Genomic DNA, 26,999 nt, shown 5'->3' on the forward strand with positions numbered 1-26,999 from the left:
GCCGAAGTGGACAATGGCATCGCGCGAGCATTCGGGAAAAAGCATCGGCGGTTGCAAATGCGCTACCGCCGAGTTCATGGCCCAATTATCCCGCCGATGCTGCTCTGCTCCGTTGAGCGTCCACAAACCGATGGACGCTGCGATCGTCCGGCTGCCCGCCTCTTGTCGCGCCTGCTTACACGACGCTATTCCACGATTTCGACAAGCGCATGGCGCAGTTGATCAGGCCGACCATCGAATACGTCTGCGGGAAGTTGCCCCACATTTCGCCGGTGACCGGGTGCGTGTCTTCGGACAGCAGCCCCAGGTGGTTGCGCGCGGCCAGCATCGCCTCGAACACCTCGCGCGCTTCCTCCGTCCGCCCGATCCGCGCCAGCGCGTCGATGCGCCAGAAGGTGCAGATGTTGAAGGCGGTCTCGGGCACGCCAAAATCGTCCGGCGCCTCGTAGCGGCGCATATAGGGGCCGTCGCACAGCGATTTTTCCAGCGCATCGACGGTGGCGACGAAGCGCGGATCTTTTGGGTCGATGAAATTGATCTCGGCCATCAGCAGCACGCTGGCGTCCAGGTCGCGTCCGCCCAGGCTTTCGGCAAAGGCCTGGCGCTCTTCGCTCCAGGCTTCTTCCAGCAGCCGGTTGCGGATCAGTTCGGCGCGCTCGCCCCAGAAGGCGGCGCGGTCCGGCAGTTCCAGCACGTCCGCGATCTTGGCCAGCCGGTCGCAGGCGGCCCAGTTCATCAGCACCGACGAGGTGTGCACACGGGCGCGGGTGCGCAGTTCCCACATGCCGGCGTCGGGCTCGGCCCACACCCGGAAGGCTTGCTCGCCGACCGCTTCCAGCAGGCGGAATTCGGGATGGCCGGCACGCCGGAACAGGCGGTGGTCGAAGAAGGCCTGGGCCGCGCCGAGTACGATATTGCCGTACACATCGTGCTGGAAGTGTTCTTGCGCCTGGTTGCCGATGCGCACCGGACGGTGGTTACGGTAACCGGGCAGGTGCTCGACGATCGATTCGGGCAGCTGCTCCTCGAGGCCGATGCCGTACAGGGGCTGGATGTGCCCGCCCTTGGCGCGCGCGACCACATTACCGAGCCAGCGCAGGTAGTCTTCCATGGTGCCGACCTCGGACAGGCTGTTCAGGGCCCGGATCACGAAGAAGGCGTCGCGCAGCCAGCAGAAGCGGTAATCCCAGTTGCGTTCGCTGCCCGGGGCTTCCGGGATGCTGGTGGTCATGGCGGCGATGATGGCGCCGGTGTCTTCGAACAGCGACAGCTTCAAGGTGATCGCGGCGCGGATCACGACGTCCTGCCATTCGAGCGGCAGCGCGAGGCGGCGCGACCAGGTGCGCCAGTAGCCGACCGTCTCCTTCTCGAACCGCTGGGCGGTGTCCTGGATGCCGTCGGCCAGGGTCTCGTCCGGTCCCAGCATGAAATTCATCGGCCGGTCGACCAGGAAGAACGATTCGGACAGCACGTAGCTGAGCGAGGCGTCGGTGTTCAGGCGCAGCGTCTGGTCCGGCCCAACGTAGCGGATATGGTGGCTGCCCTGGGTGATCTCGGGCCGTTTCGCGCCATATTCGAAGCGCGGCCGCAGCTTCACGCGCACGCGCACGCCGGCGCCGAGCGGCTTGACGCGCCGGACCAGCATCAGGGGCCGGAACATGCGGTCGCGGCTCAGGAAGCGCGGCGCGAAGTCGGTGATCTCGATGCCGTTGCCGGCCTGGTCATACAGGCGCGTATGCAGCACCGCCGTGTTCGGCTCATAGGACTGCTCGCTGCGCACGACATCCTCGAGCTCGATGCTCCACAGGCTGCCGTTCTCGCTCGGGTCGAGCAAGGCGTTGAACACCGGATCGCCGTCGAAGCGCGGCAGGCAGCACCACACCACCCGGCCCATGCGGTCGATCATGGCGCTGAAGGCGCAATTGCCGACCACGCCGCAATCGAGGGAGCCCGGCGCGTCGTGCACTGCGGTCGATGAGCACTGCTGGTTAACATCGTTCATGCTGAATCCTTTCCTATGGTTGACGTCGCGGCGGCGAGCGCCAGCGCATCGCGCACGGCCTGGCTCGACGCGATGCGGCAGCTGGCCACCGTCGGCCCGGGCCCGACCTTGAGGCCGATGCCGCCGATGCGCTGCACGTGGTCGAAGCCGGCTTCGTCGGTGGTGTCGTCACCGATGAACAGCGGCACAGCGCCAAGGAACGGCGCTTCGGCCAGGAAGTCGCGGACCGCCGTGCCCTTGCTGACGCCGGCGGCCTTGATCTCGACGATCATCTTGCCTTCCATGAGCAGCAGGCCCAGGCTGCCGCGCACCGCGTCGGCCATGGTCTCGACGCACAGCGCCTGCAGTTCGGGCGCCTGGCGATAGTGCAGCGCCAGCGCGCCATGCTTTTCCTCGACCCACAGGGCGGGATGACGCGCCGCCAGGGCGTGGGCGCGGGTGCGCACCACCGTGAAATCGGGCGTCGGCAACTGGCGCAGCACGCCGTCGGCGCCGCGCCGCTCCATGCCGTGCACGCCGGCGGCCGGCAGCGCCAGCGGCGCCAGCAACCGGTCGAGTTCGGCGACGGGACGGCCCGAGACGATGGCCAGCCGGCCGCTAAGCCGCTGTTGCAGCGCCGCCAGCGATGTCAACAGTTCGGGCGTCACCACCACCTGGTCGGGGCGCGGCGCGATGTCCACCAGCGTGCCGTCGAAATCGAGGAACAGCGCGCAACCGGGCGTGGCGAGCAGGTCCAGCGCTGCCTGTTCGTTGGTTGGAATGATCGAGCTCATGCGTCCCCCTTGCGTACCCGGTTCTGGCTGAGCGAATGGATCCTGGAGCGCACGCGCTCGCGCTGGCGCAGCCGGGCCGCGTCCTGCAGCATGCGGCCCGCCCAGCGATAGACGTTGAAATCGCGCACCCGCACGCGCATGCTGCGCATGCGTTCGCGCTGCTCGTCCTGCGGCATGCGCAGTGCGCGGTACAGCGCTTCGGCGCCTTCTTCGATGTGGTACGGGTTGACGATCAGCGCCTCGTGCAGCTCGCGTGCGGCGCCGGTGAACTGGCTCAGGATCAGCACGCCCTGTTCGTCGTCGCGGGCGGCGATGAATTCCTTGGCCACCAGGTTCATGCCATCGTGCAGGCTGGTCACGCTGCACACCTCGGAAGCGCGGAAATACGTGCGCAACTGGGCCTGTTCATGGTGTTCGGTCTTGAGGATGATGGGCAGGTAGCTGCCGCTGGAAAAGCGCTGGTTGATGCGCTGGGCCAGCGCGCGCACCCGCGCTTCGAAGTTCTGGTATTCGTCGAGCGAGGACCGGGTCGGCGCCGCAATTTGCACGAAGGTGAACTTGCCGACCATGTCCGGATGGAGTTCGAGCATGCGCTCGACCGCCTGGAAGCGCTCGATGATGCCCTTGGTGTAGTCGAGGCGGTCGACGCCGATGCCCAGCAGCTGGTCAGGCGGCAGCGCCAGCGCCTGGCGGATCTCGGCGCGGCAGGCCGCCACGTCGCACTCGCCCGGCATGGGCTCGGGCCAGGCGATCGAGATCGGGTACGGCTTCACCTGGGTCAGCTCGTTGCCGTAGCTGACGGTCGAGGCCTCGTTCTCGATGCGGGTTTCGAGGTAGCGGTCCACGGTGTCGAGGAAGTTCTTGCGGTGGAACGGCGTGTGGAAGCCGAGGATGGTGCTGCCCAGCATGCCGTCAAGAATTTCCTCGCGCCACGGGCAGATGCCGAACGATTCCGGATTCGGCCACGGGATGTGCCAGAAGGTGATGATGGTGGCCTTCGGCAGCACCGCGCGCACCATGCGCGGCAGCAGCGCGAAGTGATAGTCCTGCACCAGCACCACCGGGTTGTCGGAACGCGCCTCCGCGATCACCGCGTCGGCGAAGCGCTGGTTGACCCTGACGTATTCGGCCCAGTCGGACGAGCGGAACACCGGCCGCACGTGGGCGATATGGCACAGCGGCCACAGGCCCTCGTTGGCGAAGCCGTAGTAATAGCCCTGCTCTTCTTCTTTCGAGAGCCAGACGCGGCGCAAGGTATAGCTCGGGTTTTCAGGCGGCACGCGCACGTGGTCGTTGGCGTCGACCGTGTCGCGGTCGGCCGAGCCGGCCCCGTGCGCGATCCAGGTGCCGGAGCAGGCGCGCATCACGGCTTCGACCGCCGTCACCAGGCCGCTGGCCGGGCGTTGTACCTTGACGCCACTGGACGTGTTGACGTGGATGTAGGGCTCGCGATTCGATACCACCAGGATTTCGTCGCCCGCCAGGTCCTGGTTCAGCAAGGTCTTGAGCGTATCGGCGCCCCAGGTCTGGGACTCCACGCCGCTGCCCTGCAGGTCGCGATTGTATTCGTTGAGCAGTGCGCGCAGTTCACTGGCCAGCGGCGCGATCTCCGGCGGCATCGGCCCCGGCGCGCGCGGCGACAGCTCGCCGCGCAGCATCTCGCGCACGCCGTTGAGCCAGCCATGCCAGCTCAGGTGCGCGATCAGGACCGTGATCAGCGAGATCGCGCCCGCCAGCAGGACGAACAGGCCCAGGACGTACTTCTTGGTGTCTTCGCTGCGGCGCTCGATGAAGCTCATGTCCTGCACCAGGATCAGGCGGCCGGCGGCGATGCCGTCCTGGCTCAGCACACGACTGGACACGTGGACCGGCCCCTGGGGCAGGCGCACCACGGGCTTGGCGCCTTCACCATCCCCGCCCTGGCGGCAACCGAGCGAATCCGGATACGTCGTGGTCTTGTACTGCAAATTGCCGGCTGGATCGCAATAGGCGAGCGCATACAGGCGCTCGTCCTGGATCGCGCGGCTGAACGCGTCGTTGATGCGCGGGGCATCATTGTCCTCAAGGTAGTTGAGCAGCGGCTGTTGCAGCGTGCTCGACACCAGTTGGGAACGCGTATCGAGGTCCCGCACGAACCAGCGTACGGTGAGATTTTCCATCCACGGAACCGCGAAGTAACCGAACAGCGCCAGCACGAGGGCCAGCGGGACAATGAACCGCATGGATAGTTGTACCGATCTGAACCGCATGAAGCTCCTTCAACATGGACGTCGCCGACCATTTGAGTATAGCTATTTGCAAATTATCATGTCGCAACGTTGCGCACCGCAACATGCCAGGCCGGTGGGCGCGCCCACGGGCGCGCCGGGGAGTTATCCGGGCGCCCGCTGCAGCACGAATTCGGCGCGCGGCCTGGCGTGACGTTCCAGGCGATAGGTCAGGGTCTTGCCATCCTCGCTGAGGGTAACGGTCCAGACGTTCGTTTCCGCGCCGGGCACCAAGTCCGCGGTGTACTTGTCCGCCAAGAAAGCCTGGGAGCGGGCGGTGCCGCCTTCCTTCGCCATGCCCCCATACATGGTGACCTTGTCGGGCGTGCCGTCCGCGTGGCGGTGATCGTGGCGCAGTTCCAGACCCGCTTGCGGGCGGGTGAAGATCCAGGTGCGCGAACGGTCTTCGCCGACCTGCACCGGCATGCGGATCCCGGCCGCGCCGCATTGGACCTGGGTCGAGATCTTCTTGCCGGCGAATTCATTGTTCGGGTCGGCCGCATACGATTGCGCACCTTCGAAGCGCTGGCCGCACATGCCCTGCAGCGTGGCCATGAATTGATCGCGCGAGTCGGCTGGCGACGGCGTGGCGGCGCAGCCGGCAACCAGGGTGGTCACGGCGAGGATCGGCAGAATGGCTTTCATGGGATTCCAGATGTTATGAGAGGAGTGGAAAGAGTAGCACGCCGGCATCCGTGCAAATCGCGCTTGCTTTCGCGCTGATATTCTTTGCACACTTGCATTTCCGCATTTCCGCATTCACGATAGGCCCGCCCATGCCCTTTTCCGATCGACTGCGCTGCGCCAGCGCCCTCCTCCTCACCGTCTGCGCAATGACCCTGTCCCCGTCCTCCAGCGCCACCACCATCCTTTTCGTCGGCAACAGCTTCACCTATGGCGCCGGCGCACCGCCGGTGCACGACTTCCGCCCGCACACGGTCAAGGACCTGAACGGCACCAGGATCGGCGGCGTCCCGGCGCTGTTCAAGGCGATGACGCAGCAGGCAGGCCTGCATTACGCGGTTAGCCTGGAGACGAAAGGCGGCGCCGGCCTCGATTTTCACTACAAGCACCGCCACGACACCATCGTGAAGCCGTGGGATATCGTGCTGCTGCAAGGGTATAGCACGCTGGACCAGGACGCGCCCGGCGACCCCGCCAAGCTGATCCGTTACAGCGGCCTGCTGGCCCAGGCCTTCCACCAGCAGAATCCACGGGTCGACGTACGCTTGAGCGCGACCTGGTCGCGCGCCGACCAGACTTGGCTGGCCGGCGGCGCCTGGTACGGCAAGCCGATCCACCAGATGGCGCTGGACGTGCGTCGCGGCCATGACGCGGCCCATGCCGCCTCCCGCCACATCAGCGGCGTGATTCCGGTTGGCCAAGCATGGAACCGTGCGATCGCCAGCGGCGTGGCGGCCGCCAATCCCTATCGCGGCATACCGGCCGGCCAGGTCAATCTATGGGGAGAGGACGCCTATCATGGCAGCGTCCATGGCTACTACCTGGAAGCACTGACCATCTTCGGCAGCGTGACCGGCCGCGATCCGCGCTCGCTCGGCGCCGGCGACGCGGTCGCACGCGAGATCGGCATCGATGCGCGGACCGCCGCCGCACTGCAGGACATCGCCGCGCAGCAGTTGGCTGCCGAAAAAGTCCTGGAACCGGCCCTGCCCTGACGCTCGCCATTCGCCAACAAAAACGCCACCTGGACGGTTCATGACGTTAAGTGAAGGCGAAAGTCTTCTTGAGTTAACGTAAAAACGTCGTCCCCACGAAGGTGGGGACCCAATCTTGCAAGCGTTTCGACGACGTTTGCAGAACTTGGGTCCCCGCCTGCGCGGGGACGACGTATTTGACGGCTAGCTCAGCAGCTTAACTTAACGGTATTAGCCTGGACAGTGGCGTTTTCGTTTGCGACCAACATGCGTCAGCCGAAGATGAAATACAGGATGACGAGAACGACAGCAGGAATACCCAGCAGCCAGCCAATGAAATACTTACCCATGATGAACTCCTCTCACATGCTTGTTGTCGATGGGTTCATGATGCCGGGCACCAGCAGCGTGGTCCGTTAGGTGCTGCACACCCACAAGAAAATGCGCCGCGGCACGATTCACAGCGCCGGAAGGCGCACACCCGAGAAGGCGGTGCGCCGGGAATTTGCACGCAGGGCTATACTGAGTCATCACTTGTCGCCATGCAGAAGTCCTGGCTCAACATTATCGGACGATGTTGCAGGCGATTGTCATCACACCATTTTTACAGGGGGTAATATGCCAACAACCTGGACGATCGCAGCCAATGCCGGCCGTGCCCGCATCTTTTCCAGCGCCGGTCACGCGGCATCCTTGCAAGAGGTCGAAGACCTGGTCAATCCTGCCGCGCAACAGCGCGTGCTGGACATCGTCACTGACAAGATGAGTCCGCATTCCGCGCAGAATAGCGGCCATAATATCGGCGGTGGACAAGGTGGCGGATTCCAGCACGCCGCGCCTGCCGGCGCGCAGGGCAACGATTACCAGCCAGCCGTCACGCCGGTCGAGCACGAGACCCAGAAATTTGCCAAGGATATTTCGAACTACCTGCAACAGGCGCACCAGGCAGGCCGTTTCCAGCAGCTGGTCCTGGCGGCCTCGCCGGAATTCCTGGGCGTGCTGCGCACGCAAATCGACCCGCAGATCAAATCGCTGATCAAGCGTGAAGTCAACAAGGACTATACGCATTCGAACGGCCAGCAATTGCGCGCCCAGCTCGACGCGCACCAGGACAAGTCGGCGTAAGCCAAGGGCCCTCCTTCATCGCCAGGCCTGTCCGACGACGGGCCTGGCCTGGTTGCCTGCCATCATGCCCTGCGGTACGCTTGCCGCATGCACATCAGTGAATCACCCACCCACACCCTCGAGCTGCGCGTGCGCGAACTGCAGCAGCTGTTCAATTCGCTCGACCCGGCGCCTTTCCTGAACAAGGACCTCGACCACGCCTGCGAGGCGTATATCGAGAACTGGGCGCTGTCGCTGCCGCCGGCCAGCCGCCTGCACCTGAACATCCACGTCGAGCAGTTGCCGCCGGTGGGGCAGGCCGGCGACATGGTCGCCGACGCGATCCACAACTACTATGGCTACAAGGTGGAACTGGTGCGCGGCGAACTGAAACAGCTGCTGCGCCAGGGCCGGATCAGCCTCGTGATCGGCATCGCCTTCGTGGCCACCTGCCTGCTGCTGGCCGAGGCGATCGAGACCTTCACCGGCGGCCACGGCGCCAGGATCGCGCGCGAAAGCCTGACCATCATCGGCTGGGTGGCGATGTGGCGGCCGGCACAGATCTTCCTGTACGAATGGTGGCCGGTGACGGGCCGCATCAAGGTGTTCGAGAACCTGCGCTTCGCGCGCGTCAGTGTGGTGCAGGACTGATCACGTGTCCATGCCCGGCGCCGCCAGCGAAAAGATGGCGCGCAGGTCGTCCGCCTGCAGCCCCGGCGCCAGCTCGGTCTCCTCTTCGTTGACCAGCACCGCGTCGGCCAGCGCGCCCTTGCGGCGCTGCAGCTCCTGGATTTTTTCTTCCAGCGTGCCGCGCGCGATCAGCTTGTAGACGAAGACCGGCTGCCGCTGGCCGATGCGCCAGGCGCGGTCGGTCGCCTGGTTTTCGCTGGCCGGGTTCCACCAGGGGTCGTAATGGATGACGGTGTCGGCCGCCGTCAGGTTGAGCCCTACCCCACCGGCCTTCAGGCTGATCAGGAACACCCCGACTTGCCCCTGCTGGAAGGCGGCGACCGGGGCGGCGCGGTCGAGCGTGCTGCCGGTGAGCTCGACGTAATCGGCGCCGCGCTCGCGCAGGGCCGCGCCGATCAGGTCCAGCATGCTGGTGAACTGCGAGAACACCAGCACCTTGCGGCCTTCGCTGCGCAAGGTGTCGAGCAGCTCCAGCAGCGTATCCAGCTTGGCCGAGCCGGTCGCGCTCATTGGTTCGACCAGGCGCGGGTCGCAGCACACCTGGCGCAGCTTGAGCAGCGCCTCGAGGATCACGATATGGCTGCGCGCCAGGCCCTTGCGGTCGATCTCGGCCCGCACCTTGCGGTCCATCGCCACCCGCACCGTCTCGTACAGGTCGCGCTGCGCGCTGCCCAATTCGACCGGCAGCACGATCTCGGTCTTGGGCGGCAGCTCGGTGGCCACCTTGTCCTTGGTCCGGCGCAGCATGAAGGGTTTGATGCGGCGCGCCAGGAAATCCTTGCGCTGCAGGTCGCCGCCCTGCTCGATCGGCTTGCGGTAATCGGCCTTGAACGATCGTTCGTCGCCCAGCAGGCTCGGCATCAGGAAGTTGAACTGCGCCCACAGCTCGCCCAGGTGGTTCTGCACCGGCGTGCCGGTCAGGCACAGGCGATGGCGGGCGTCGAGCAGGCGCGCGGTCTGCGCCGCCTTGGTGCGGCTGTTCTTGACGTATTGCGCCTCGTCGAGGATCAAGAGGTGGTAGCGGTGCCGGCGCAGCGCGGTTTCGTCGCGGCCCAGCAAGGCATAGGTGGTCAGCACCAGGTCGTGCGCGCCGATGGCGTCGAACTGCGCGGCGCGCTCCTTGCCGTGCAGGAGCAGCACCCGCAGGCCGGGCGCGAAGCGCGCCGCCTCGGCCTGCCAGTTCGGCATCAGGCTGGTCGGCGCCACGACCAGGGCCGGCGCATCGAGGCGGCCGGCTTCTTTCTCGAGCAGGATGTGGGCCAGGGTCTGGACGGTTTTACCCAGCCCCATGTCGTCGGCCAGGATGCCGCCGAAACCGTATTCGCGCAGGAACTGCAGCCAGGCCAGGCCGCCCAGCTGGTAGGGACGCAAGGCGGCCTGCAGGCCCGCCGGCGGCGCGACGGCCTGGATGCCGCCGAAACTGTCGAGCTTGCGGCCCAGTTCGCGCAGGCGCTCGCCGCCGATCCAGCGCAGCCGCGCCGCGCGCTCCAGTTCGGCCAGGCGCGCCGCGTCCATGGCCGGCAGGCGCACCCCATTACCCAGGCGCTCGCCGAAGTACAGCTCGCCCAGCGTGGCCAGGATCGGCTTGACCCGGCCCCAGGGCAGGGCGACGCGCTCGAAGGACGCCAGCTCGACGACCAGTTCGTCCTCTTCAGCCCGCGCGGCCAGCGCCGGCGCGGCGAAATCGCCCGGCGCGGCGCGCACCATCTGCACCAGCAGGGGCAATAGCGCATGGCGCTCGCCGCCGACGACGATGCCGAGCTCCAGCGAGAACCAGGCGTTGCCGCCCTCGCCTTCCTCGTCGAGCTCGGCATACCAGTCGTCGACTTCCGCCAGGTCGTAGCGGTAGTCGTCGCCCATCTCGATCTGCCAGCCGGCGGCGCGCAGGCGCGGGATGTCGCGGCGCGCGAACGCGACCCAGGCGGCTTGATCAGGCAGTCGCAGCGCTTCGGACACCTCTTGCAGCGGGAAGTCGGCCGACCGGGGAAGGAAACCGAGTTCGGCCATGAGGTTGGCGGCCGCGGCTTCGGCGGCGGCATCGCGCTCGATGAGCACGACGGCGCCGTCCTGCATCGTGCGCAGCACCGGTTCATCCAGATCCTCGGTGCTGTAGCCGTCGTACTCGAAGAAGAGCAGCGCATGATCGTGCCATACCTCGTCGCGGCCCCAGCCCGTTTCGATGCTGTCGAGCAGCAGACAGGGGATTGGCGCAATATCGCTGCGGCGCCGGGTGTCGACTGCCTGCGGCAGCGGCACGACGCTGTCCAGTCCAAGCTCGGCCAGACGCAGCGCCATGCCAGCGCGCTGTTCGGGATGCAGCGCCGGCGCCCCGGCCAACACGTTCATCAGCGGCGCCAGAGGGAACTTCTCCAGCAATGGCGGCAATACCAGCTCGCCCAGCACGCCGTCCTCGAGATAGCATGGCGGATCGGTCGGCAGCACCGCATCGGGCGCACCGGCATCGTCAAACCGCCAACCCAGCGCGACGGCATCGCCCAACTCTTGTTCGGAGCGCCAGCACAGGCTGGCCGGGCGCCGCGGCCCGGGCCTGACGGTGTACACCCTGCCGCGGCGCATGTCGTCATCGGTCCAGGCGATGTACAGCCTTCCTGCGGCGCACACGCCATGCAGCAGCCGTGCGCCGATGCGACCGGCCGGCACGGCGCCCATGACGACCAGCGGGTTCGCCCTCAGCGCGATGAACAGCCGCAGCCATTCTTCGTCACTCGGCGTCACCGCCGATGAAGCGCCGATCAAGCCATGGATGTCGTTGACCGGGAGTCTTCCGGACAGGTCGCCGTTCTTGCGCCGCCGCGCATGGCGCACATGCAGGCGCGGCGCACCGGTGGCGGGATCGGGCGTCAACACCCATGCCAGCTCCGGCCCGGCGGCGTCGGCGGACGATGCGTCCACAGCGGCAGCGAACGACGACAATTGCTGCAGCCAGCGCTCGGACTGCGCGGCAATGGCTTGCGGCGAGCTGGGCGCCGGCGTCGCGGCCAGGGCCGTCAGCAACACCGCCACCACGTGCTTGCAGTTGTAGCTCACGGGGCAGCTGCAACTGCCCCGGATACCCAGCTCGCCCCGATCGGACATGAAGCGGATGGTCTGGCGGTAGCGTTCGCCGCCGCTTCCCTCGACCTCGCCAATGAGCTTGCCGTCCTCCCAGTACGTCGCCTGCACCTTGCCTTTGCGCGCATAGTCCTGCCCGCGCTGCAAGGCGCCGAGGTCGAAGTTGGACGTCAGGTCGGCGTGGTCGAAGTGCATGGGCGATACGGCGTCACGGTCAAACCGCCATTATCGCCCACGCCGCCCGTTCCGCTGCCTAGTTGCTCACGACCTTGACCTGCTCGACGTCCAGCGTCGATTCGCCGAACATCTCCTTGTCGAACTCGCCGGTCAGCTCGACGAGGGTGTTGTGGTCGACCGTCACGCCCTGCGGGAAGCGGTCGGCGTCGATCTCGACGATGATCTTGCCGCTGGCGTCGGTGAACTCGTAGTCCTCGTCGCCCTTGTGGCTGGTCAGCTTGCCTTTCAGGCGCACGTACTGGTCGTCCTTGCCCTTGGCCAGCAAGTCTTTCGCCGTCATCAAGGGAGCGCCCGACGGGCCGGCATAGCCCGATGGCGCCGGCTTGGCGGCCGGTGCGGCAACTGCTGCAGGGACGGCGGCAGGTGCGGCGGCTACTGCAGGGACGGCGGCCGTTGCGGTGGCAGGTGCGGCGCCATTCTGGGCGACGGCGACGGCCGAGCCGGCGAGCAGTGCGGCGATGCAAGAGAATTGGAAGAAGCGTTTCATGGTCGGTCCTTTGTCTGGTCTGTCGGATTCGCCTGCACGTCCTTGGCAGGCACAGGCGCATTACAACGGCCGGACATTAAACCGATCTTAAGAAATCTTCAGGACGGCAGGTCCAGCGTCACGCCCAGGCCACGGCCATCGATCCCGGGCCCGAACGCCAGCGCGATGCCGTGCAGGTCGGCGATGCGCTGGACGATCGACAGACCGAGCCCGCTGCCCTGCTGTCCCTGTCCCAGCACGCGGAAGAATCGCTCGGTCAGGCGTTGACGGCTCTGTGCATCGACGCCGGGGCCGTCGTCGCGCACCACGATGCGCGCGTGGCCGGCGTGCTCCATGGCGGCGATCTCGATCCGGCTGCCGTCCGGGCAATAGCGCAGCGCATTGTCGATCAGGTTGCGCAGCACGATCTCGAGCATCTGCGGATCGGCCTGCAGCTCCTGCACCTCGCAGCGCGGCGACAGCACGATGCCGTGCGCGGCCGCTTCCTGCGCATGCATGGCGGCCGCGCGCTCGATCAGCGGCGCCAGCGCCACCGGCTGGCGCACCAGCTGTTCGCGCGCCAGCGGATCCAGGCGCGCCAGGGTGAGCAGACTGTCGACCAGCGCCGTCACGCGCGCGATGTCCTGGCGCAGCTTCTGGAATGGCGCCGCCAGCGCCGGATGCTGGCGCTGCAGCAGCTGCACGTGCATGTGCAGGCCGGCCAGTGGCGTGCGCAGCTCGTGGGCGGCGTCGGCGGTAAAGCGGCGCTCGGCCTGCAGCGCCGCGTCCAGTCGGCCCAGCACGCCGTTGAGCGCCTGCACGATCGGCAGCACCTCGCGCGCCTGGCCGGCGGTCGGCACCTGGGCCAGGTCGTCGGGCGTCTTGGCCGCGATGCTGGCAGCGGTGCGGCGCAAGGGCTTGAGCACGCGCCCGGTCAGGACCCAGCACACCAGCGCCAGCAGCAGCAGAAAGCCCAGCACCGGCAGCCACAGCGAATCGGCCAGTTCTTCCAGGATGTCGTAGCGCTTGTCCACCTGCTGGCCGACCTGCACCTCGAACTGGCGGGCCCCGTCGCGCACCACGAACACGCGCCAGCGCTCGCCGTTCGCCAGCGCCTCGCCGAAGCCGTGGTCGCCGTCGAAGTCGACCACGAAGGGCCGCGGCGGCGCGTCGCCGGTGCGCTGGATCACGCGTCCGTCGACCACGATCTGGTACTGCATGTCGACCTTGCGGCCATGTCCGCCGCCCGCTCCCGCCTGCGGCAGCAGGCCGCGTTCGTTCCAGTCGGTGGTGGCGGCCATGATCATGTAGCCCGACTCTTCCAGCGCGTCGTCGAATACCTCGTTGGTTTCCTGCCAGGCAATCACGGTGACGATGCCCAGGCTCGCCAGCCACAGCACGGTGCTGGCGGCGACGATGACGGCCAGCAGGCGCCGCCGCAGCGACCACGGCGCGTCCTTGTCGGCTGCGCTGTCCCCTGTTTTACTCGCCATCGTTCTTCAGCCGGTAGCCCAGGCCGCGCACGGTCACGATGCTGTCGCCGCCGAGCTTCTTGCGCAGGTTGTGGATATACACCTCGATCGCATTGCTTTCCACCTCGTCGCCCCAGCCGTACAGGGTTTCCTCGATCTGGGCGCGGGTGACGATGGCGTTCTTCCTCAATAGCAGCGCGTACAGCACATTGTATTCACGCGCGGTCAGCGCGACCGGCTGGCCGCCCAGGGTGGCCTGCTTGGTGTCGAGGTTCAGGGCGATGCCTGCGTGGCGCAGCTCGTTGCCGGCCTGGTTGGCGCCGCGCCGCACGGCGGCCCGGATGCGGGCCGACATCTCTTCGAGCTCGAACGGCTTGACCAGGTAGTCGTCGGCGCCCAGGTCCAGCCCCTCGACCCGGTCGGCCAGCGCATTGAAGGCGGTGATCAGGATCACCGGCACGCCGTTGCCGGCCGCGCGCAGCCGCGCCAGCAGGTCGTCGCCGGATAGTCCGGGCAGGCCGCGGTCGAGCAGCACGCAGTCGTAATGGTGGGTCTGGAGGGCGGTGTCGGCCGAGTCGCCGCGCTGGACCCAGTCCACCGCGTGCTGGTCCAGGCGCAGCCAGGCCTGGATGGTTTCGCCAAGGGAGGTATCGTCTTCGACCAGCAGGATGCGCATGCGGAGTGTTCGGCAAGAAGAAAAACGCCAGTATGGCGCAGTTCGGAAAAAAGTCCGGGTTCGCCGCCGAGCATGCCGCGCCAACGTGAAGCCAATCTTAAGCGCAGCCGATCAAGCCTTCTCGAGCGACGCCGGCGGGACAAAGCGGCGACAGGCCTGCCGCAGCGCACACCTATTTTGATTCCGTAAAGACATGACTTTCAAGACAGAAAATGTAGAATGCGCCGTCCGGCCCCCGTCGAGACGGGACGGCCATCCTTCCCTTTACCTGGACCCACGATGCAGAATGCTTCCCCGCTGGTCACCAATGATGCCGTCGTCCTCGGCATGCTGGCCGTCATCCTCGGCGCCGTCTTCTGGAGCGCTTCCCGCAAATCCGGTTTCTGGCACAAGTTCTATACCTATGTGCCGGCCCTGCTCCTGTGCTACCTGATCCCGGCGCTGCTCAACACGGCGGGGATCGTCGACGGCAATGCCTCCGGCCTGTACCCGATGGCGCGCGACTACCTGCTGCCCACCGCGCTGGTGCTGCTGTGCGTGGCGATCGACTTCGGCGCGGTGCTGCGGCTCGGCCCCAAGGCCATCATCATGTTCCTCACCGGGACCGTCGGCGTGATGCTGGGCGCCATCGTGTCCTTCGTCGCGATGGGCTTCATCCACCCCGAGACGGTGGCCGGCGACACCTGGCGCGGCATGACCACCATCACCGGCGCCTGGATCGGCGGCGGCGCCAACCAGGCCGCGATGAAGGAAGTGTTCGAAGTCGAGGCCACCCTGTTCGGCCAGTTCGTGGCGGTCGACGTGCTGGTCGCCAGCCTGTGGATGGCGGTGCTGCTGTTCCTGGCCGGGCGCGCGCAGGCCTTCGACCGCTGGACCGGCGCCGACGTCTCCGCCATCAACGCGCTCAAGGAAAAGATCGAGCATTACCAGGCCGAGCACGCGCGCATTCCGACGCTGACCGACGTGATGGTGGTGCTGGCCGTGGGCCTGGGCGCGACCGGCCTGTCGCATGCGCTGACCGGCCCCACCGTCGCCTGGATCGCCAGCCTGCCGGCCGAATGGCGCCTGCAGGACTACAGCCTGACCTCGAGCTTCTTCTGGATCGTGGTGTACGCGACCACCTTCGGCCTGCTGCTGAGCTTTACGCGGGCGCGCAAGCTGGAAGGCGCCGGCGCCTCGACGATCGGCTCGGCCATGCTGTACATCCTGGTCGCGACCATCGGCATGCACATGGACCTGAACGCCCTGCTCGACCGCCCCTGGCTGTTCCTGCTGGGCCTGATCTGGATCGCGGTGCACGGCGGCCTGATGCTGCTGGTGGCCAAGCTGATCCGGGCGCCGCTGTTCTTCATGGCGGTCGGCTCGCAGGCCAATATCGGCGGCGCCGCCTCGGCGCCGGTGATCGCCAGCGCCTTCCACCCGGCACTGGCCCCGGTCGGGGTGCTGCTGGCGGTGATCGGCTATGCGCTCGGCACCTACTGCGCCTACATCACCGGCCTGCTGCTGCGCATGCTGGCCACCTGACCCGCCGCGCGCCCCGTCCAGGGGCGCGCTTTCCTTCCGCGCTTTACTTCCCTTATTTCTCGACCATCTGGCGCATGCGCCGGCGCAGCTCGCGCTCGCGCTTTTCGTGCGCCGCCCAGTCCTCGCCCACGGCGCGGTAGAGCGAGACCATCATCAGGATGATTACCAGCGAGAACGGCACCGCGAACACGATGGTGGCCGTCTGCAGCGCCTTCAGGCCGCCCGCCAGCAGCAGGCTGATCGCCATGCCGGCGATCAGGCCGCCCCACATCAGCTTGGACCTGGTCGACGGGTTCGGGTTGCCGCCGCTGCTCATCATGCCCAGCACCAGCACCGCCGAGTCGCCCGAGGTGACGAAGAACACCAGCACCAGCACCGTGGCCACGGCCGACATGATCAGGCCCAGCGGCAGCGCGTCGAACAGCGCGAACAGCGCGGTGGAGGTGTCGGCGCGCACCGCGTCCGAGATCGGGATCTGCTGCCAGATCTCCATGTGCAGCGCGGTGCCGCCGAAGATCGAGAACCACAGGAAGGCGGCCAGGGTCGGCGCCAGCATGGTGCCGACGATGAATTCGCGGATCGTGCGACCGCGCGAGACGCGCGCGATGAACAGGCCGACGAACGGCGACCACGAAATCCACCAGGCCCAGTAGAAGATGGTCCAGCTGCCGACCCAGTTGCTGTCGCGGAACGGGGTGGCGCGCAGGCTCATGCGCACGAATTCGGTCACGTAGTTGCCCAGGGTGCTGGTGAAGGTGTCGATGATCGCCACCGTCGGGCCGACCAGGAACACCACCAGCGCCAGTACGGCGGCCATGGTCATGTTGATGTTCGACAAAATCTTGACGCCGCGCGTCACGCCGCTGATCGCCGACCCCAGGAACAGCGCGGTGGCGACCAGGATGATGCCGATCTGCGAAGCCTCGCTGATCGCGAGGCCGAACACCGTGTTCATGCCGCTGTTGATCTGCATGGCGCCCAGGCCGAGCGACGCGGCCACGCCGAAGGCGGTGGCCACCACCGCCAGCCCATTGAACAGGCCGCCCAAGCGCTTGACGATCGGCCAGGGCAAGGCCCCGGTCGCGGTACTGACCAGGGCGTCGCCGCCGCGCCGATACTGGAAGAAGGCGATCGCCAGCGCCACCGCGCTGTAGACGGCCCAGGGATGGATCCCCCAGTGGAAGAAGGTATAGCGCATCGCCACCCCCGCCGCTTCCGGGGTGCCGGACACGGTGCCGGGCGGCGCATCGATGTAGTGCGAGATCGGCTCGGCCACGCCGAAGAACACCAGGCCGATGCCCATGCCGGCGGCGAACAGCATCGAGAACCAGCTGCCGATCGAGAACTCGGGCTCGTCGTCCTCGTCGCCCAGCTTGAGGTTGCCGTAGCGGCTGAAGGCCATGAACAGGGCGAAGGCCACCAGGCCCAGCACCACCCACAGATAGAACCAGCCGAAGTTGCGGGTCACGGATGCGAGGACGGTGTCGAACACCGCCCCCATGTTGTCAGGGGCGATCACGCCCCACAAAACGATGGCAAGGATGAAACCCGCCGAGAGTGCTGTCTGCATAGTTTCTCCGTAGACAGTAACGCGCTTCGGCGTCATAAGTTAAGTAATTGATATTCATCATTGTAAGTGACTTATTACAATGTTGCATCGCAACAGGCGTTTTACGTGCGCGACAGGTATGTTTGACTCATCAACGGTGCGGCGCGAAGTGGCTGTTGCTCCTGCCACACATAGTTCGCCATCCAATCCCCAAGGTTTTGTCCGGATGACATCTGCATGCAGGCTGGCGGCGCGCACCTCCCCCTGCCCGGGCAGGCAGGCGGGCAAGCGGGAAGGTAATCAGGCGTGGATGAGAATCAGGCGGCCGGGAGCGGCGTCTTGGCCATGGCGCGCTTGAGCGCGTCGAAGCAGGCCGGGTCGAGCGCGGTCCCGACCGTCTTTTCCATCATCGCCAGCGCTTCGGGAACCGGGATAGCGCCGCGGTATGGACGCTCGGCGGTGATGGCGTCGAAGATATCCGCAGTGGTGATGATGCGGGTTTCCAGGCGAATCTCGTCGGCCGCCAGGCCGCGCGGATAACCGCCGCCATCGAGCCGCTCGTGATGGGCGCCGGCGATCGCGGCGAGCTCGGAGAACGCCGCGATGCGGCCCAGGATGGTTTCGGTGTATTCGGCATGCTGGCGCACCGCGTCCCACTCGGTGCGGTCGAGCGAGCCCGCCTTGTCCAGTACGCTGTTGCTGACGCCGAGCTTGCCGACGTCATGCAGCAGCGCGCCGCGCTTGAGCCAGCGGCGGCGCTGCGGCGACAGGCCGAGCGCCTCCCCGATCATGTCGGTGTACAGCGCCACCCTGCTGCTGTGGCCGCTGGTATAGGGACTCTTGGCATCGACCACCTGGCCGAAGGCGGCGGCGATATCGTCCAGGTAATCCTCATCGAGCGCCACCTCGTGGCCGGCAGGCTCCAGCGCCAGGATGGCGCGGTCGATGTCAGGGCTGGCCAGGGTATGCCAGAACGCTTCGTCCCTGGCACAGGATTCGAATGCCGCCACCAGGCGCGGATCGAACCAGGCGCCGGCCCGCGCGCCGGCCTCGCGCAGCGCCGCCGCGCGCCCGCCGGCGGTATGGAACACGTCGACCACCTGGGCCAGCAAGGCGATGCGCGCAATGACCGGGATCGATTCGCCAACCAGCTGGGCCGGCTTGCCCTTGCCGTTGAAATGTTCGTCGAGCGAATAAATGCCTTGCGCCACGCCTTCGGGAAAACGCAGCAGGCGCGCGATGTCCGCGCCGCGCTGGCAGCGCGTGGCGATCAGGCCCTGTGCGATCTCGGGGCCGTCGCGCAGGATCGTCATCACGCTGCGAAAGCGTTCCGCGAGCCCGGCCTTCAGCCCGGTGTGCTTGAGCACGAAGCCCAGCACCTGCGGCAGGCTGTCGCCCACGGTCTTGAAACCGCGCTTGAATGCCAGGTCGTCGGTGAGATAGAGCTCGCAGATGCGCGCCGCATTGCTGCTGCAGCCGAGGTCTTTCAGCAGCAGCGCGTAATACAGCTCCCACAGCTGCTGCTCGGACAGGCCCGCGGCGCGGCCGATGTGCATGCCGATCCAGCAACAGCGTACGCAATGTCCCGGCGGCTGGCCCTCGGTGATGTCGAGCGCATAGCTCAACGCCCCGATCAGTTCGGAGAATTTCATGGCGCTTGGCAGCAGGGTTTCCGACGGCACGGCGAGCGGCTTCATTTTCATTCCAAAAAGCAATAAGAATGGATACTAAGCCATAAAAGTGCCATGCGCGCACCGTGTTCCAGAAATCCCATTGCATGCGGCAACGACGCCACATCGTGCTACCCGCTTCGCGCCGGCGCGCTAGACTGGGTTTTCCGGATTGCCGGAATCGGCGGATGCATCAGGAGACCGGTCATGCGCGGCGCGACCAACGGCAACTCGACTTCGCTCTGGATGGACACCGCCACGGTGCCCGTCTTCCCTGCCCTGGTGGGGGCGCGGGAAACCCAGGTGTGCGTGATCGGCGCCGGCATCGCCGGGCTCACCGCCGCCTACCTGCTGGCGCGCGAAGACCAGGACGTGATCGTCGTCGACGCGCTCGGCATCGGCGCCGGCGAGACCGGGCGCAGCGCCGCCCATTTCTTCCCGCCCGACGAGTGGTACCACGGCATCGAGCACCGCTTCGGCCGCGCCCAGGCGCGGTTGGTGGCGGGCAGCTATGCCCACGCGCTGCAGATGGTCGACGCCATCGTGCGAACCGAAGACATCGCCTGCGAGCTCGAACACGTGGATGGCTACCTGATCGCAAGAGACGCGCGCGACGGGCCTGCGCTCGAGCGCGAATGCGACGCCGCGGTGCGCGCCGGGGTGCGGGCCGAACTGGTCGCCGGCGTGCCGGGCCTGGGGTTCGACACCGGCCCCGCCGTGCGCTATCCGGGCCAGGCCCAGTTTCATCCGCTCAAATACCTCGACGGCCTGGCGCGCGCCTTCGTCCGGCGCGGCGGCCGCATCCATGGCGCCAGCCATGTCCGCCGCATCCGCGGCGACCACCGGCGCCAGATCGTGTCCCTCGACCATGGCGAGATCCGGGCGCGGGACGTGGTGGTGGCCACGCACACGCCGTTCAACGACCGCGTCGTGATGCACACCAAGCAAGCCGGCCACCGCACCTATGCAATCGGCTTGCGGGTGCCGCGCGGCACGCTGCCGCACCTGCTGCTATGGGATCTGGGCCACCCTTATCACTATGTGCGGCTGGCCTTCGCCGGCGACGGCGACGAGGTGCTGGTGGTGGGCGGGGCCGACCACAGGACGGGCCAGGACGCGCACCCCGCCCACCGCTACGACGCGCTGGAACGCTGGGCTAGAGAGCGCTTCCCGATGGCGCGCGAACTGGCCTGGCGCTGGTCGGGCGAGGTGATGGAGCCGAGCGACGGCCTGGCCTTCCTGGGCCGCAATCCGATGGACGACGACAGTGTCTACCTGATCACGGGCGACTCTGGCAACGGCATGACCCACTGCACCATCGGCGCCATGCTGGTGACCGACCTGATCATGGAGCGGCCGAATCCCTGGAGCGCGCTGTACGACCCGGCGCGCAAGCCCGTGCACGGACTCGCGGAATTCGCCAGCGCCCAGGCCAATGTGGCGGCCCGCTACGGCGACTGGCTGCGCGGCGGAGAAGTCGACTCGGTGCGGGCGATCCCGCCCGGTGAAGGCGCGGTGCTGCGCGAGGGCTTGCGCCGGGTGGCGGTCTACCGCGATCCCGGAGGAGGCCTGCATGCGCTGTCGGCCAGGTGCACCCACCTCGGTTGCGCGGTGCACTGGAACGGCGCCGAGCAGTCATGGGACTGCCCTTGCCATGCCTCGCGTTTCGATCTTGAAGGCAATGTGCTGCACGGCCCGGCGGCGGCGCCGCTGGCGAAGATCGCGCTGGCGCCCGGGGACGCCCCGCCGCCGCAAGACGGGCACGGCGGCGCGCGGCGCGGCGTGCGCTGAGCGGCGAGAAACGAAAAGCAAAAATGCAAACACCGGCGCGGGCCGGTGTTTGCATCAGGCGGCCTGGGACGCCGCCGTTACTGCTGAAGCGCTGGCGGCCGGATCAGTAGCCGCGGCCGGTGGTGCCGGTGGTGCCAGTCGTACCGGTGGTGCCGGTCGTACCCGTGGCGCCGGTCGTACCCGTGGTGCCGGTCGAGGTGCCGCTACGGCCGGTGTCATCCATGGTGCCGGTGGAGCTGCCGGTGCCGGTGCCCATCGAGCCGCTCGAACCACTGGTCGTGCCGGTGGTGCCGGTCGTACCCGTGGTGCCGGTCGTACCCGTAGTGCCGGTCGTACCCGTCATGCCCGAGGTACCGGTGGCGCCGGTGGTGCCCGAGGTGCCGCTGCTGGTGCCGGTTTTGCTGCGGCGGTCGCGGTCACGCTGGTGTTGCGGATCGGTGCTCTGCATGCTGCCGGTCGCGCCGGTCGTCGAGCTGCCGCTGGTCTGGTCGCTCATGGTGCCGGTCCGGTCACGCATGGGGTCGGACTGGGTGGCGCCGACCTGGCCGGTCGTCGAGGCGCCGGTGGTGCTGGTCTGGGCGTGGACCGCAGTGGCGCCGAACATGGTGGCGGCAACCGAAGCGCTGAGCACTCCTTTGAGTAGCTTATTCATGGTGTTCTCCTCATTATTGACTGATATGGTCGGGGGCGGTGCCCGGCGCACATGCCATCAATGGCGGCGTGTGGCGTCGAGTGAGGAATCCAGTTTACGGACAAGCTACGGATGGGAGCGCACGGTAGCCGTGCGGAAATACATCATCGTCTTTTAATTGCATTGATCTTGCGCTTATCTTGCGCTTATTGCAGAGCTCCCGTAGCGGCCTGCGCAGAGAGCGTCCCGAGCTGCGTGTACAGCGGCAGCACCACGCTGCGGTCGTCCGGATAGACCCGGTTCGACAGGAACACATAGAAACTCCGTGACTGCGGGTCGACCCACAGGATGCAGCCGGTGAATCCGGTATGGCCGTAGCTGCCGAGCGGATAGAGCGCGCCGCGCGGACGCCTGGCATACGGCGAATCGATGTCCATGCCCATCCCCCGCAGCGCCGCGATGCCGGACGGCGACTGCACCGTCGTCAGCAGGCGCACGCTCTCCGGCGTCAGGATGCGCACGCCATCCAGCGCTCCATTACCCAACAGCATGCGGCCGAAACGGGCGACGTCATCCACGGTCGAGAACACGCCGGCCGAGCCGCCCACGCCGCCCATGCGCCGCACGGTCGGATCGTGCACCACGCCCTGCAGCGGCGCGCCCGGCGCCAGGTCGCCATGGGCCGTGGGCAGCTGCGCCGCCTCGATGGCGCCGCGCTGGGTCGGCGCGATCCGTTGCACCGGAAAGCGTTCCAGCGGACGGTAGCCGGTGTCAAGCATGCCCAGCGGAGCGAAGATGCGCTCCTGGGCGAAGCGGTCGAGCGGCACGCCCGCGGTGCGTTCGACGAGCAGGCCCAGCAGGATGTAATTGATGTCCGAATAGCGGAAAAAACTCCCCGGCGGATGGGTCACCGATTGCGCGCAGGCCAGGGACAGCGCCGCCACCCGGCCCTGCCACGCCGGTTTCGCCGGCAGCCCCGACGCCAGGCCCGACACATGCGTCAGCAAGTGCCGGATCGTGATCGCCTCCTTGCCGCCGCCGCCGCATTCCGGGAAATAGCGCGTGAGGGGCGCCTCGAGGTCGACCATGCCTTCCTGGGCCAGCATCAGCACCGCCGGCGCCGTCACCAGCACCTTGCTCAGCGAGGCCGCATCGAAGACCGTCGCGCGCGTGACGGCGGCGGCGCCCTCTTCATAGCTGAGCCGGCCGTAACCGCGCGCGTAACTGGCGCCGCCGCGTTCGAGGTGGTACACCGCGCCCGGCAGCTTGCGCGCGGCGATCGCGGCATCGATGGCGTGGTCGATCGCGGTCACGCGTTCAGGATGAAATCGGGGTTCGACGCTCACGGAAGCCGGTTGATGGACACAGCCGGCCAGCAGCATGGCGGCAGGGATGGCGGCAGAACGCCTGCGAAAAAAGTGTCTGGGCATCATGACCAGATACTAAACCAACTGGCGATCCCGGCGTTTTTGGGTGGTCGCGCACGCACTTTTTCGCATCGGCGTATCATGGATCCATGATTCCCTTTTCGATACTCGACCTCTCGCCGATCGCTGAAGGCAGCGATGCGGCCACCTCGTTCCAGCGCTCGCTCGACCTTGCCCAGCATGGCGAACGCTGGGGTTACAACCGTTTCTGGCTGGCCGAACACCACGGCATGCCGGGCATTGCGAGCGCCGCCACCGCGGTGCTGATCGGCCATGTGGCGGCCGGCACCTCGCGCATCCGCGTCGGCGCCGGCGGCATCATGCTGCCCAACCATTCGCCGCTGGTGATCGCCGAACAGTTCGGCACGCTCGAGGCGCTGTTTCCGGGCCGCATCGACCTCGGCCTGGGCCGCGCGCCGGGTTCCGACCACACCACGGCGCGCGCCCTGCGCCGCAACCTGGCGTCGGATGCCGACGAATTCCCGCAAGACGTCGTCGAGCTGATGGATTATTTCGCCGGCTCGACCCGCCGCCCGGTGCAGGCCATCCCCGGCGCCGGCCTGGACGTGCCGGTGTGGATCCTCGGCTCCAGCCTGTTCGGCGCCCAGCTCGCGGCGCATCTCGGCCTGCCCTATGCGTTTGCCTCGCACTTCGCGCCGCAGATGATGATGCAGGCGATCGATATGTACCGCAGCAACTTCCAGCCATCGGAAAAGCTCGACAAACCGTACATCATGCTGGGCTTTAACGTGTTCGCCGCGGACACCGACGAAGAAGCGCATTTCCTGGCGACCTCGATGCAGCAGGCCTTCGTGAGCCTGCGCACCGGCCGCCCGACCAAGCTCAAGCCGCCGGTGAGCGGCTACCTCGAAGCGCTCGACCTGCCCGAACGCATGATGCTCGACAGCGTGCTGTCGTGCTCGGCGATCGGCTCGCGCGTGACGGTGGCCCATCAGCTGCGCGCCTTCATCGAGAAGACCAAGCCCGACGAGCTGATGATCACCTCGCAGATCTACGACCACGCGGCGCGCCTGCGGGCCTACGAGATCACGGCGGACATCCAGCGCGCGGGATAGCACACCGCTTGCCAGGCCGCGCCCGTCCCGGCCTGTCATACGTCGCTCAGGGTGCCCGGCGCACGGGCACCCTTTCATGACCCTGCCTACGGCAGCGGCTTGCCGTCCACGTCGATGCGGCGCACCTCGCCCAGGTTCAGGGCGCGGATATCCTTCTCGACCTTGGCCATGTCGCCCACCACCACCCACACCAGCCCGTCGGCCACGAAGCTGCGCGCGGCCAGGGCATTGGCCTGTTGCGGCGTGAGCGCCAGCGCCTTCTCGGTATAAGTGTTGAAGTAATCCTCGGGCATGCCGTACTGCAGGATCGTCGAGTAGGCGCCGGCCAGCTGGCCCGCGGTCTCGAAGCTGCCCGGCAGGCGCAGGGTTTTATTGTCCTGCGCGAACTTGAGCTCCTCGTTCGCGATCGGCCTGGCGCCGGCGATGTTGCGGTACTCGCCCACCAGTTCTTTCAGCGCGTCGCCGGTCTTGTCGGTCTGCACCGGCGAGATGCTCATGAACTGGCGCTGGCCGATCGCCGGCGACACCAGGCTGCGCACGCCATACGACCAGTGCTTGTCTTCGCGCAGGTTCATATTGATGCGCGAGCTGAAGGTGCCGCCGAACACGTCGTTGACGATCTCGAGCGGCAGCGCCTCGGGGCTGTTGCGCGGCGGCGCCAGCTGGCCGCCCAGGATCACGCTCTGCAGCGCGCCGGGACGGTCGACCAGGTAGACCACCGGCGCGGCGCGCGGCGCCACTTCGGCAATCACTTTCTTGGGCACGTCGCCCGCCTTCCAGGCGCCGAAGGCTTTCTCGAGCATCGGCGTGATCTCGGCCAGCGTGGTGTCGCCCACCACCAGCAGGGTGGCGTTGTTCGGCTTGAACCAGGTGGCGTGGTAGGCCGCCAGGTCGGCGCGGGTCATGCGCTTGACGGCATCCTCGGTGCCGGTGCCGGTGCCGGTGCCGGTGCCGGGCTTGGCGTACACGTGGTCCGGTCCGTACAGCAGGGCCGGCGCGAGACGCATCGCAATCGATTGCGGATCGGACTTCTCGCGCGCGATCGCGGCCAGGCGGTCCTGCTGCAGGCGCGCGAATTCGTTCTGCGGGAACGAGGGGTTGAGCACCAGGTCCGCATACAGGCTCAGCGCCTGCGGCAAGGTGGCCTTGAGCGCGTTCATGGAGACGTAGGCGCCGTCGAGGTTGGTGCTGGCGCCGAAGCTCGCGCCCAGGCTTTCCAGCTCTTCGCCGATCTGCAGCGACTTGCGGCGGCCCGTGCCTTCCTCCAACATGCGCAGAGCCAGGCTGGCCACGCCCGGCATGTCGGCGTTGTCCGAGGCGTAACCGCTGTCGACCAGCATCTGCAGGTTGACCACCGGCGCCTCATGGCGCTCGGCCAGCACGACCTTCAGGCCGTTCGACAAGGTGGTGCGCTGCATCGGCGGCAGCTTGAGCGACATCGCCTTGCCGGTGTCCGGCGTCTTGCTGCGGTCCAGGCCGGTTTGCGTGGCGGCCAGGCCGGTCGGGAACGGGTCGATCTGCAGCACGAAGTCGCCGTCGCTGAGCCAGTCGTTCATGGCCTTCTTCACCATGGCCGGGGTCGCATCCTTGATGCGCTGCAGGTAGACCTTGTAGCAGTCCGGATTGCCGGTATAGGTCTCGCACGACGCCAGCAGGTCGCTCTTGCCGCCGAAGCCGCCGACGCGCTCGATCATGCGCGTGTACTGGGCCAGGATCGCGGTCTTGGCCAGGCGCAGTTCGGCATCGAGCGGGCCGTTCTTCATCAGCGCGCGCAGCTCCTCGTCGGCGACCTTTTCCATCTTCGCCACGTCGGCGCCCGGACGCGCGGTCAGCGTCATGCTGAACTGGCCGCCGAGCTCGGACGAGCTGTCGCTCGCGACCGCGCTAGTAGCCAATTGATCCTGATACACCAAGCGTTTATAGAGGCGCGAGGTCTTGCCGCCGCCCAGCACGCGCGCGGCCAGGTCGAGCAGCGCTTCTTCTTGCGTGTGCGCGCCCGGCACGTTCCAGGTGCGGTAGATGCGCGACTGCGGCACGCGGTCCTGCGCCACCGTGCGGTGGCTGCCGCTGCGCTTGGCGATCCAGGCGTCATGCTTGGCCAGCGGCGGACCCGGCGGGATCGCGCCATAGTATTGCTCTACTTTTTCACGCGCTTGTTCCGGCGAAATGTCGCCCGACAGCACCAGCACCGTATTGTTCGGGCCGTAGTTCTGCTTGAACCAGTCCTGCACGTCGGTCATCGAGGCCGCGTCGAGGTCTTCCATCTTGCCGATCACGGTCCACGAATACGGGTGGCCGGCCGGGTAGGTATTCGTGGTCAGGAGTTCCCAGGCGATGCCGTAGGGCTGGTTTTCGAACTGGCGCTTTTCGTTCTGCACCACGCCGCGCTGGATGTCGAGCTTCTTCTTGTCGACCGTGCCCAGCAGGTGGCCCATGCGGTCGCTCTCGGCGAACAGCGCATAGTCGAGCATCGAGGTCGGCACGTTCTGGAAGTAATTGGTGCGGTCCTGGTTGGTGGTGCCGTTCAGGTCGGTCGCGCCGATGCGCTCCATCGCGTTCAGGTAGGTATGGTTGAAGTTGTCGCTGCCGCTGAACATCAGGTGTTCGAACAGGTGGGCAAAGCCGGTCTTGCCCACTTTCTCGTTCTTGGAGCCGACGTGGTACCAGGTATTGATCGCCACCACCGGCGTCTTGCGGTCTTCGTGGACCAGCACCGTCAGCCCGTTCTTGAGCGTGAACTTGGTGTACTTGATGTCTGGAATCGGGATGTCCGGCACGGCGGCCGGCTTGCCTGGGGCGGCCTGGAGGGAAGACGTGCCAAACGCAAGCGCGAGAGCTGCGGCGAGGCCGATGGTGCGACGAACGGAAACTGCCATACTGCTCCTCCTGATGGGTCGGGACGGGGAACGGGAAT

19 protein-coding genes are annotated in these 26,999 nt (G+C 67.0%); 6 read left to right on the forward strand and 13 right to left on the reverse strand.

The features are described 5' to 3' along the window. Positions 1–175 precede the first annotated feature (175 nt). The 4 genes from ABIB38_RS17835 to ABIB38_RS17850 form a co-directional block, all read right to left on the reverse strand. A complete protein-coding gene (locus tag ABIB38_RS17835; RefSeq protein WP_429205872.1) occupies positions 176–2,002 on the reverse strand; it encodes a glycoside hydrolase family 15 protein in 1,827 nt (608 codons plus the stop codon). After that, positions 1,999–2,775: a trehalose-phosphatase gene (gene otsB / locus ABIB38_RS17840; protein ID WP_429205873.1), complete on the reverse strand. Its 777-nt coding sequence runs from the start codon at positions 2,773–2,775 to the stop codon at positions 1,999–2,001. Before otsB ends, ABIB38_RS17835 begins: the two co-directional genes overlap by 4 nt. Further along, a complete protein-coding gene (locus ABIB38_RS17845) occupies positions 2,772–5,024 on the reverse strand; it encodes an alpha,alpha-trehalose-phosphate synthase (UDP-forming) (protein ID WP_429205874.1) in 2,253 nt (750 codons plus the stop codon). The genes otsB and ABIB38_RS17845 overlap by 4 nt, the downstream gene beginning before the upstream one ends. A gap of 123 nt (positions 5,025–5,147) precedes the next feature. Then, positions 5,148–5,687: a hypothetical protein gene (locus tag ABIB38_RS17850; protein ID WP_429205876.1), complete on the reverse strand. Its 540-nt coding sequence runs from the start codon at positions 5,685–5,687 to the stop codon at positions 5,148–5,150. A gap of 131 nt (positions 5,688–5,818) precedes the next feature. Here ABIB38_RS17850 and ABIB38_RS17855 point away from each other — a divergent pair, with 131 nt between their 5' ends. From ABIB38_RS17855 to ABIB38_RS17865, 3 genes are all read left to right on the forward strand, one after another. Further along, positions 5,819–6,721 (forward strand): PEP-CTERM sorting domain-containing protein, encoded by a 903-nt coding sequence (locus ABIB38_RS17855; protein WP_429205877.1) that lies wholly within the window; start codon positions 5,819–5,821, stop codon positions 6,719–6,721. Positions 6,722–7,318: 597 nt separating this feature from the next. Then, positions 7,319–7,825, forward strand: a complete 507-nt coding sequence (locus tag ABIB38_RS17860; RefSeq protein WP_429205878.1) for a host attachment protein — start codon at positions 7,319–7,321, stop codon at positions 7,823–7,825. An 87-nt stretch (positions 7,826–7,912) separates the two neighbouring features. Next, positions 7,913–8,455 carry a hypothetical protein gene (locus ABIB38_RS17865; RefSeq protein WP_429205880.1) on the forward strand — a complete coding sequence of 181 codons (543 nt, stop codon included), beginning with the start codon at positions 7,913–7,915 and terminating at the stop codon, positions 8,453–8,455. On the opposite strand, the gene ABIB38_RS17870 is transcribed toward ABIB38_RS17865, so the two are convergent. The 4 genes from ABIB38_RS17870 to ABIB38_RS17885 form a co-directional block, all read right to left on the reverse strand. Then, on the reverse strand, positions 8,456–11,761 hold the full coding sequence (locus tag ABIB38_RS17870; protein ID WP_429205882.1) for an SNF2-related protein: 3,306 nt from the start codon (positions 11,759–11,761) through the stop codon (positions 8,456–8,458). A 58-nt stretch (positions 11,762–11,819) separates the two neighbouring features. Beyond that, positions 11,820–12,290: a YgiW/YdeI family stress tolerance OB fold protein gene (locus ABIB38_RS17875; RefSeq protein WP_429205884.1), complete on the reverse strand. Its 471-nt coding sequence runs from the start codon at positions 12,288–12,290 to the stop codon at positions 11,820–11,822. A gap of 98 nt (positions 12,291–12,388) precedes the next feature. Then, on the reverse strand, positions 12,389–13,762 hold the full coding sequence (locus tag ABIB38_RS17880; protein ID WP_429205885.1) for an ATP-binding protein: 1,374 nt from the start codon (positions 13,760–13,762) through the stop codon (positions 12,389–12,391). Continuing rightward, positions 13,752–14,417, reverse strand: a complete 666-nt coding sequence (locus tag ABIB38_RS17885; RefSeq protein WP_429205886.1) for a response regulator — start codon at positions 14,415–14,417, stop codon at positions 13,752–13,754. The genes ABIB38_RS17880 and ABIB38_RS17885 overlap by 11 nt, the downstream gene beginning before the upstream one ends. Before the next feature lie 279 nt (positions 14,418–14,696). On the opposite strand from ABIB38_RS17885, the gene ABIB38_RS17890 reads away from it, so the two are divergent. Continuing rightward, on the forward strand, positions 14,697–15,941 hold the full coding sequence (locus ABIB38_RS17890; protein WP_429205887.1) for a DUF819 domain-containing protein: 1,245 nt from the start codon (positions 14,697–14,699) through the stop codon (positions 15,939–15,941). 52 nt (positions 15,942–15,993) lie between these two features. Here ABIB38_RS17890 and ABIB38_RS17895 read toward each other — a convergent pair whose 3' ends face one another. Both ABIB38_RS17895 and ABIB38_RS17900 read right to left on the reverse strand, forming a co-directional pair. Next, on the reverse strand, positions 15,994–17,511 hold the full coding sequence (locus ABIB38_RS17895; RefSeq protein WP_429205889.1) for a BCCT family transporter: 1,518 nt from the start codon (positions 17,509–17,511) through the stop codon (positions 15,994–15,996). A gap of 296 nt (positions 17,512–17,807) precedes the next feature. Further along, a complete protein-coding gene (locus ABIB38_RS17900) occupies positions 17,808–19,187 on the reverse strand; it encodes an HD-GYP domain-containing protein (protein ID WP_429205890.1) in 1,380 nt (459 codons plus the stop codon). 180 nt (positions 19,188–19,367) lie between these two features. On the opposite strand from ABIB38_RS17900, the gene ABIB38_RS17905 reads away from it, so the two are divergent. Then, positions 19,368–20,951: an FAD-dependent oxidoreductase gene (locus tag ABIB38_RS17905; protein ID WP_429205892.1), complete on the forward strand. Its 1,584-nt coding sequence runs from the start codon at positions 19,368–19,370 to the stop codon at positions 20,949–20,951. A 103-nt stretch (positions 20,952–21,054) separates the two neighbouring features. Here ABIB38_RS17905 and ABIB38_RS17910 read toward each other — a convergent pair whose 3' ends face one another. Beyond that, a complete protein-coding gene (locus ABIB38_RS17910) occupies positions 21,055–21,603 on the reverse strand; it encodes a hypothetical protein (protein ID WP_429205894.1) in 549 nt (182 codons plus the stop codon). 185 nt (positions 21,604–21,788) lie between these two features. Beyond that, positions 21,789–22,928, reverse strand: a complete 1,140-nt coding sequence (locus ABIB38_RS17915; RefSeq protein ID WP_429205895.1) for a serine hydrolase domain-containing protein — start codon at positions 22,926–22,928, stop codon at positions 21,789–21,791. Positions 22,929–23,098: 170 nt separating this feature from the next. Here ABIB38_RS17915 and ABIB38_RS17920 point away from each other — a divergent pair, with 170 nt between their 5' ends. After that, positions 23,099–24,085, forward strand: a complete 987-nt coding sequence (locus ABIB38_RS17920; protein WP_429205897.1) for an LLM class flavin-dependent oxidoreductase — start codon at positions 23,099–23,101, stop codon at positions 24,083–24,085. An 86-nt stretch (positions 24,086–24,171) separates the two neighbouring features. Here ABIB38_RS17920 and ABIB38_RS17925 read toward each other — a convergent pair whose 3' ends face one another. Next, positions 24,172–26,961 carry a M16 family metallopeptidase gene (locus ABIB38_RS17925; protein WP_429205899.1) on the reverse strand — a complete coding sequence of 930 codons (2,790 nt, stop codon included), beginning with the start codon at positions 26,959–26,961 and terminating at the stop codon, positions 24,172–24,174. Positions 26,962–26,999: the final 38 nt, after the last annotated feature.

The sequence above is a fragment of the Massilia sp. UYP11 genome (assembly GCF_050434805.1).
Lineage (GTDB): Bacteria > Pseudomonadota > Gammaproteobacteria > Burkholderiales > Burkholderiaceae_D > Telluria.

What these genes read in the sequence shown, in the direction of transcription:
- ABIB38_RS17835 (WP_429205872.1), bottom strand. Translation starts at nt 2,002, where the DNA reads ATGAACGATGTTAACCAGCAGTGCTCATCGACCGCAGTGCACGACGCG.
- otsB (WP_429205873.1), bottom strand. Translation starts at nt 2,775, where the DNA reads ATGAGCTCGATCATTCCAACCAACGAACAGGCAGCGCTGGACCTGCTC.
- ABIB38_RS17845 (WP_429205874.1), bottom strand. Translation starts at nt 5,024, where the DNA reads ATGCGGTTCAGATCGGTACAACTATCCATGCGGTTCATTGTCCCGCTG.
- ABIB38_RS17850 (WP_429205876.1), bottom strand. Translation starts at nt 5,687, where the DNA reads ATGAAAGCCATTCTGCCGATCCTCGCCGTGACCACCCTGGTTGCCGGC.
- ABIB38_RS17855 (WP_429205877.1), top strand. Translation starts at nt 5,819, where the DNA reads ATGCCCTTTTCCGATCGACTGCGCTGCGCCAGCGCCCTCCTCCTCACC.
- ABIB38_RS17860 (WP_429205878.1), top strand. Translation starts at nt 7,319, where the DNA reads ATGCCAACAACCTGGACGATCGCAGCCAATGCCGGCCGTGCCCGCATC.
- ABIB38_RS17865 (WP_429205880.1), top strand. Translation starts at nt 7,913, where the DNA reads ATGCACATCAGTGAATCACCCACCCACACCCTCGAGCTGCGCGTGCGC.
- ABIB38_RS17870 (WP_429205882.1), bottom strand. Translation starts at nt 11,761, where the DNA reads ATGCACTTCGACCACGCCGACCTGACGTCCAACTTCGACCTCGGCGCC.
- ABIB38_RS17875 (WP_429205884.1), bottom strand. Translation starts at nt 12,290, where the DNA reads ATGAAACGCTTCTTCCAATTCTCTTGCATCGCCGCACTGCTCGCCGGC.
- ABIB38_RS17880 (WP_429205885.1), bottom strand. Translation starts at nt 13,762, where the DNA reads ATGGCGAGTAAAACAGGGGACAGCGCAGCCGACAAGGACGCGCCGTGG.
- ABIB38_RS17885 (WP_429205886.1), bottom strand. Translation starts at nt 14,417, where the DNA reads ATGCGCATCCTGCTGGTCGAAGACGATACCTCCCTTGGCGAAACCATC.
- ABIB38_RS17890 (WP_429205887.1), top strand. Translation starts at nt 14,697, where the DNA reads ATGCAGAATGCTTCCCCGCTGGTCACCAATGATGCCGTCGTCCTCGGC.
- ABIB38_RS17895 (WP_429205889.1), bottom strand. Translation starts at nt 17,511, where the DNA reads ATGCAGACAGCACTCTCGGCGGGTTTCATCCTTGCCATCGTTTTGTGG.
- ABIB38_RS17900 (WP_429205890.1), bottom strand. Translation starts at nt 19,187, where the DNA reads ATGAAGCCGCTCGCCGTGCCGTCGGAAACCCTGCTGCCAAGCGCCATG.
- ABIB38_RS17905 (WP_429205892.1), top strand. Translation starts at nt 19,368, where the DNA reads ATGCGCGGCGCGACCAACGGCAACTCGACTTCGCTCTGGATGGACACC.
- ABIB38_RS17910 (WP_429205894.1), bottom strand. Translation starts at nt 21,603, where the DNA reads ATGAATAAGCTACTCAAAGGAGTGCTCAGCGCTTCGGTTGCCGCCACC.
- ABIB38_RS17920 (WP_429205897.1), top strand. Translation starts at nt 23,099, where the DNA reads ATGATTCCCTTTTCGATACTCGACCTCTCGCCGATCGCTGAAGGCAGC.
- ABIB38_RS17925 (WP_429205899.1), bottom strand. Translation starts at nt 26,961, where the DNA reads ATGGCAGTTTCCGTTCGTCGCACCATCGGCCTCGCCGCAGCTCTCGCG.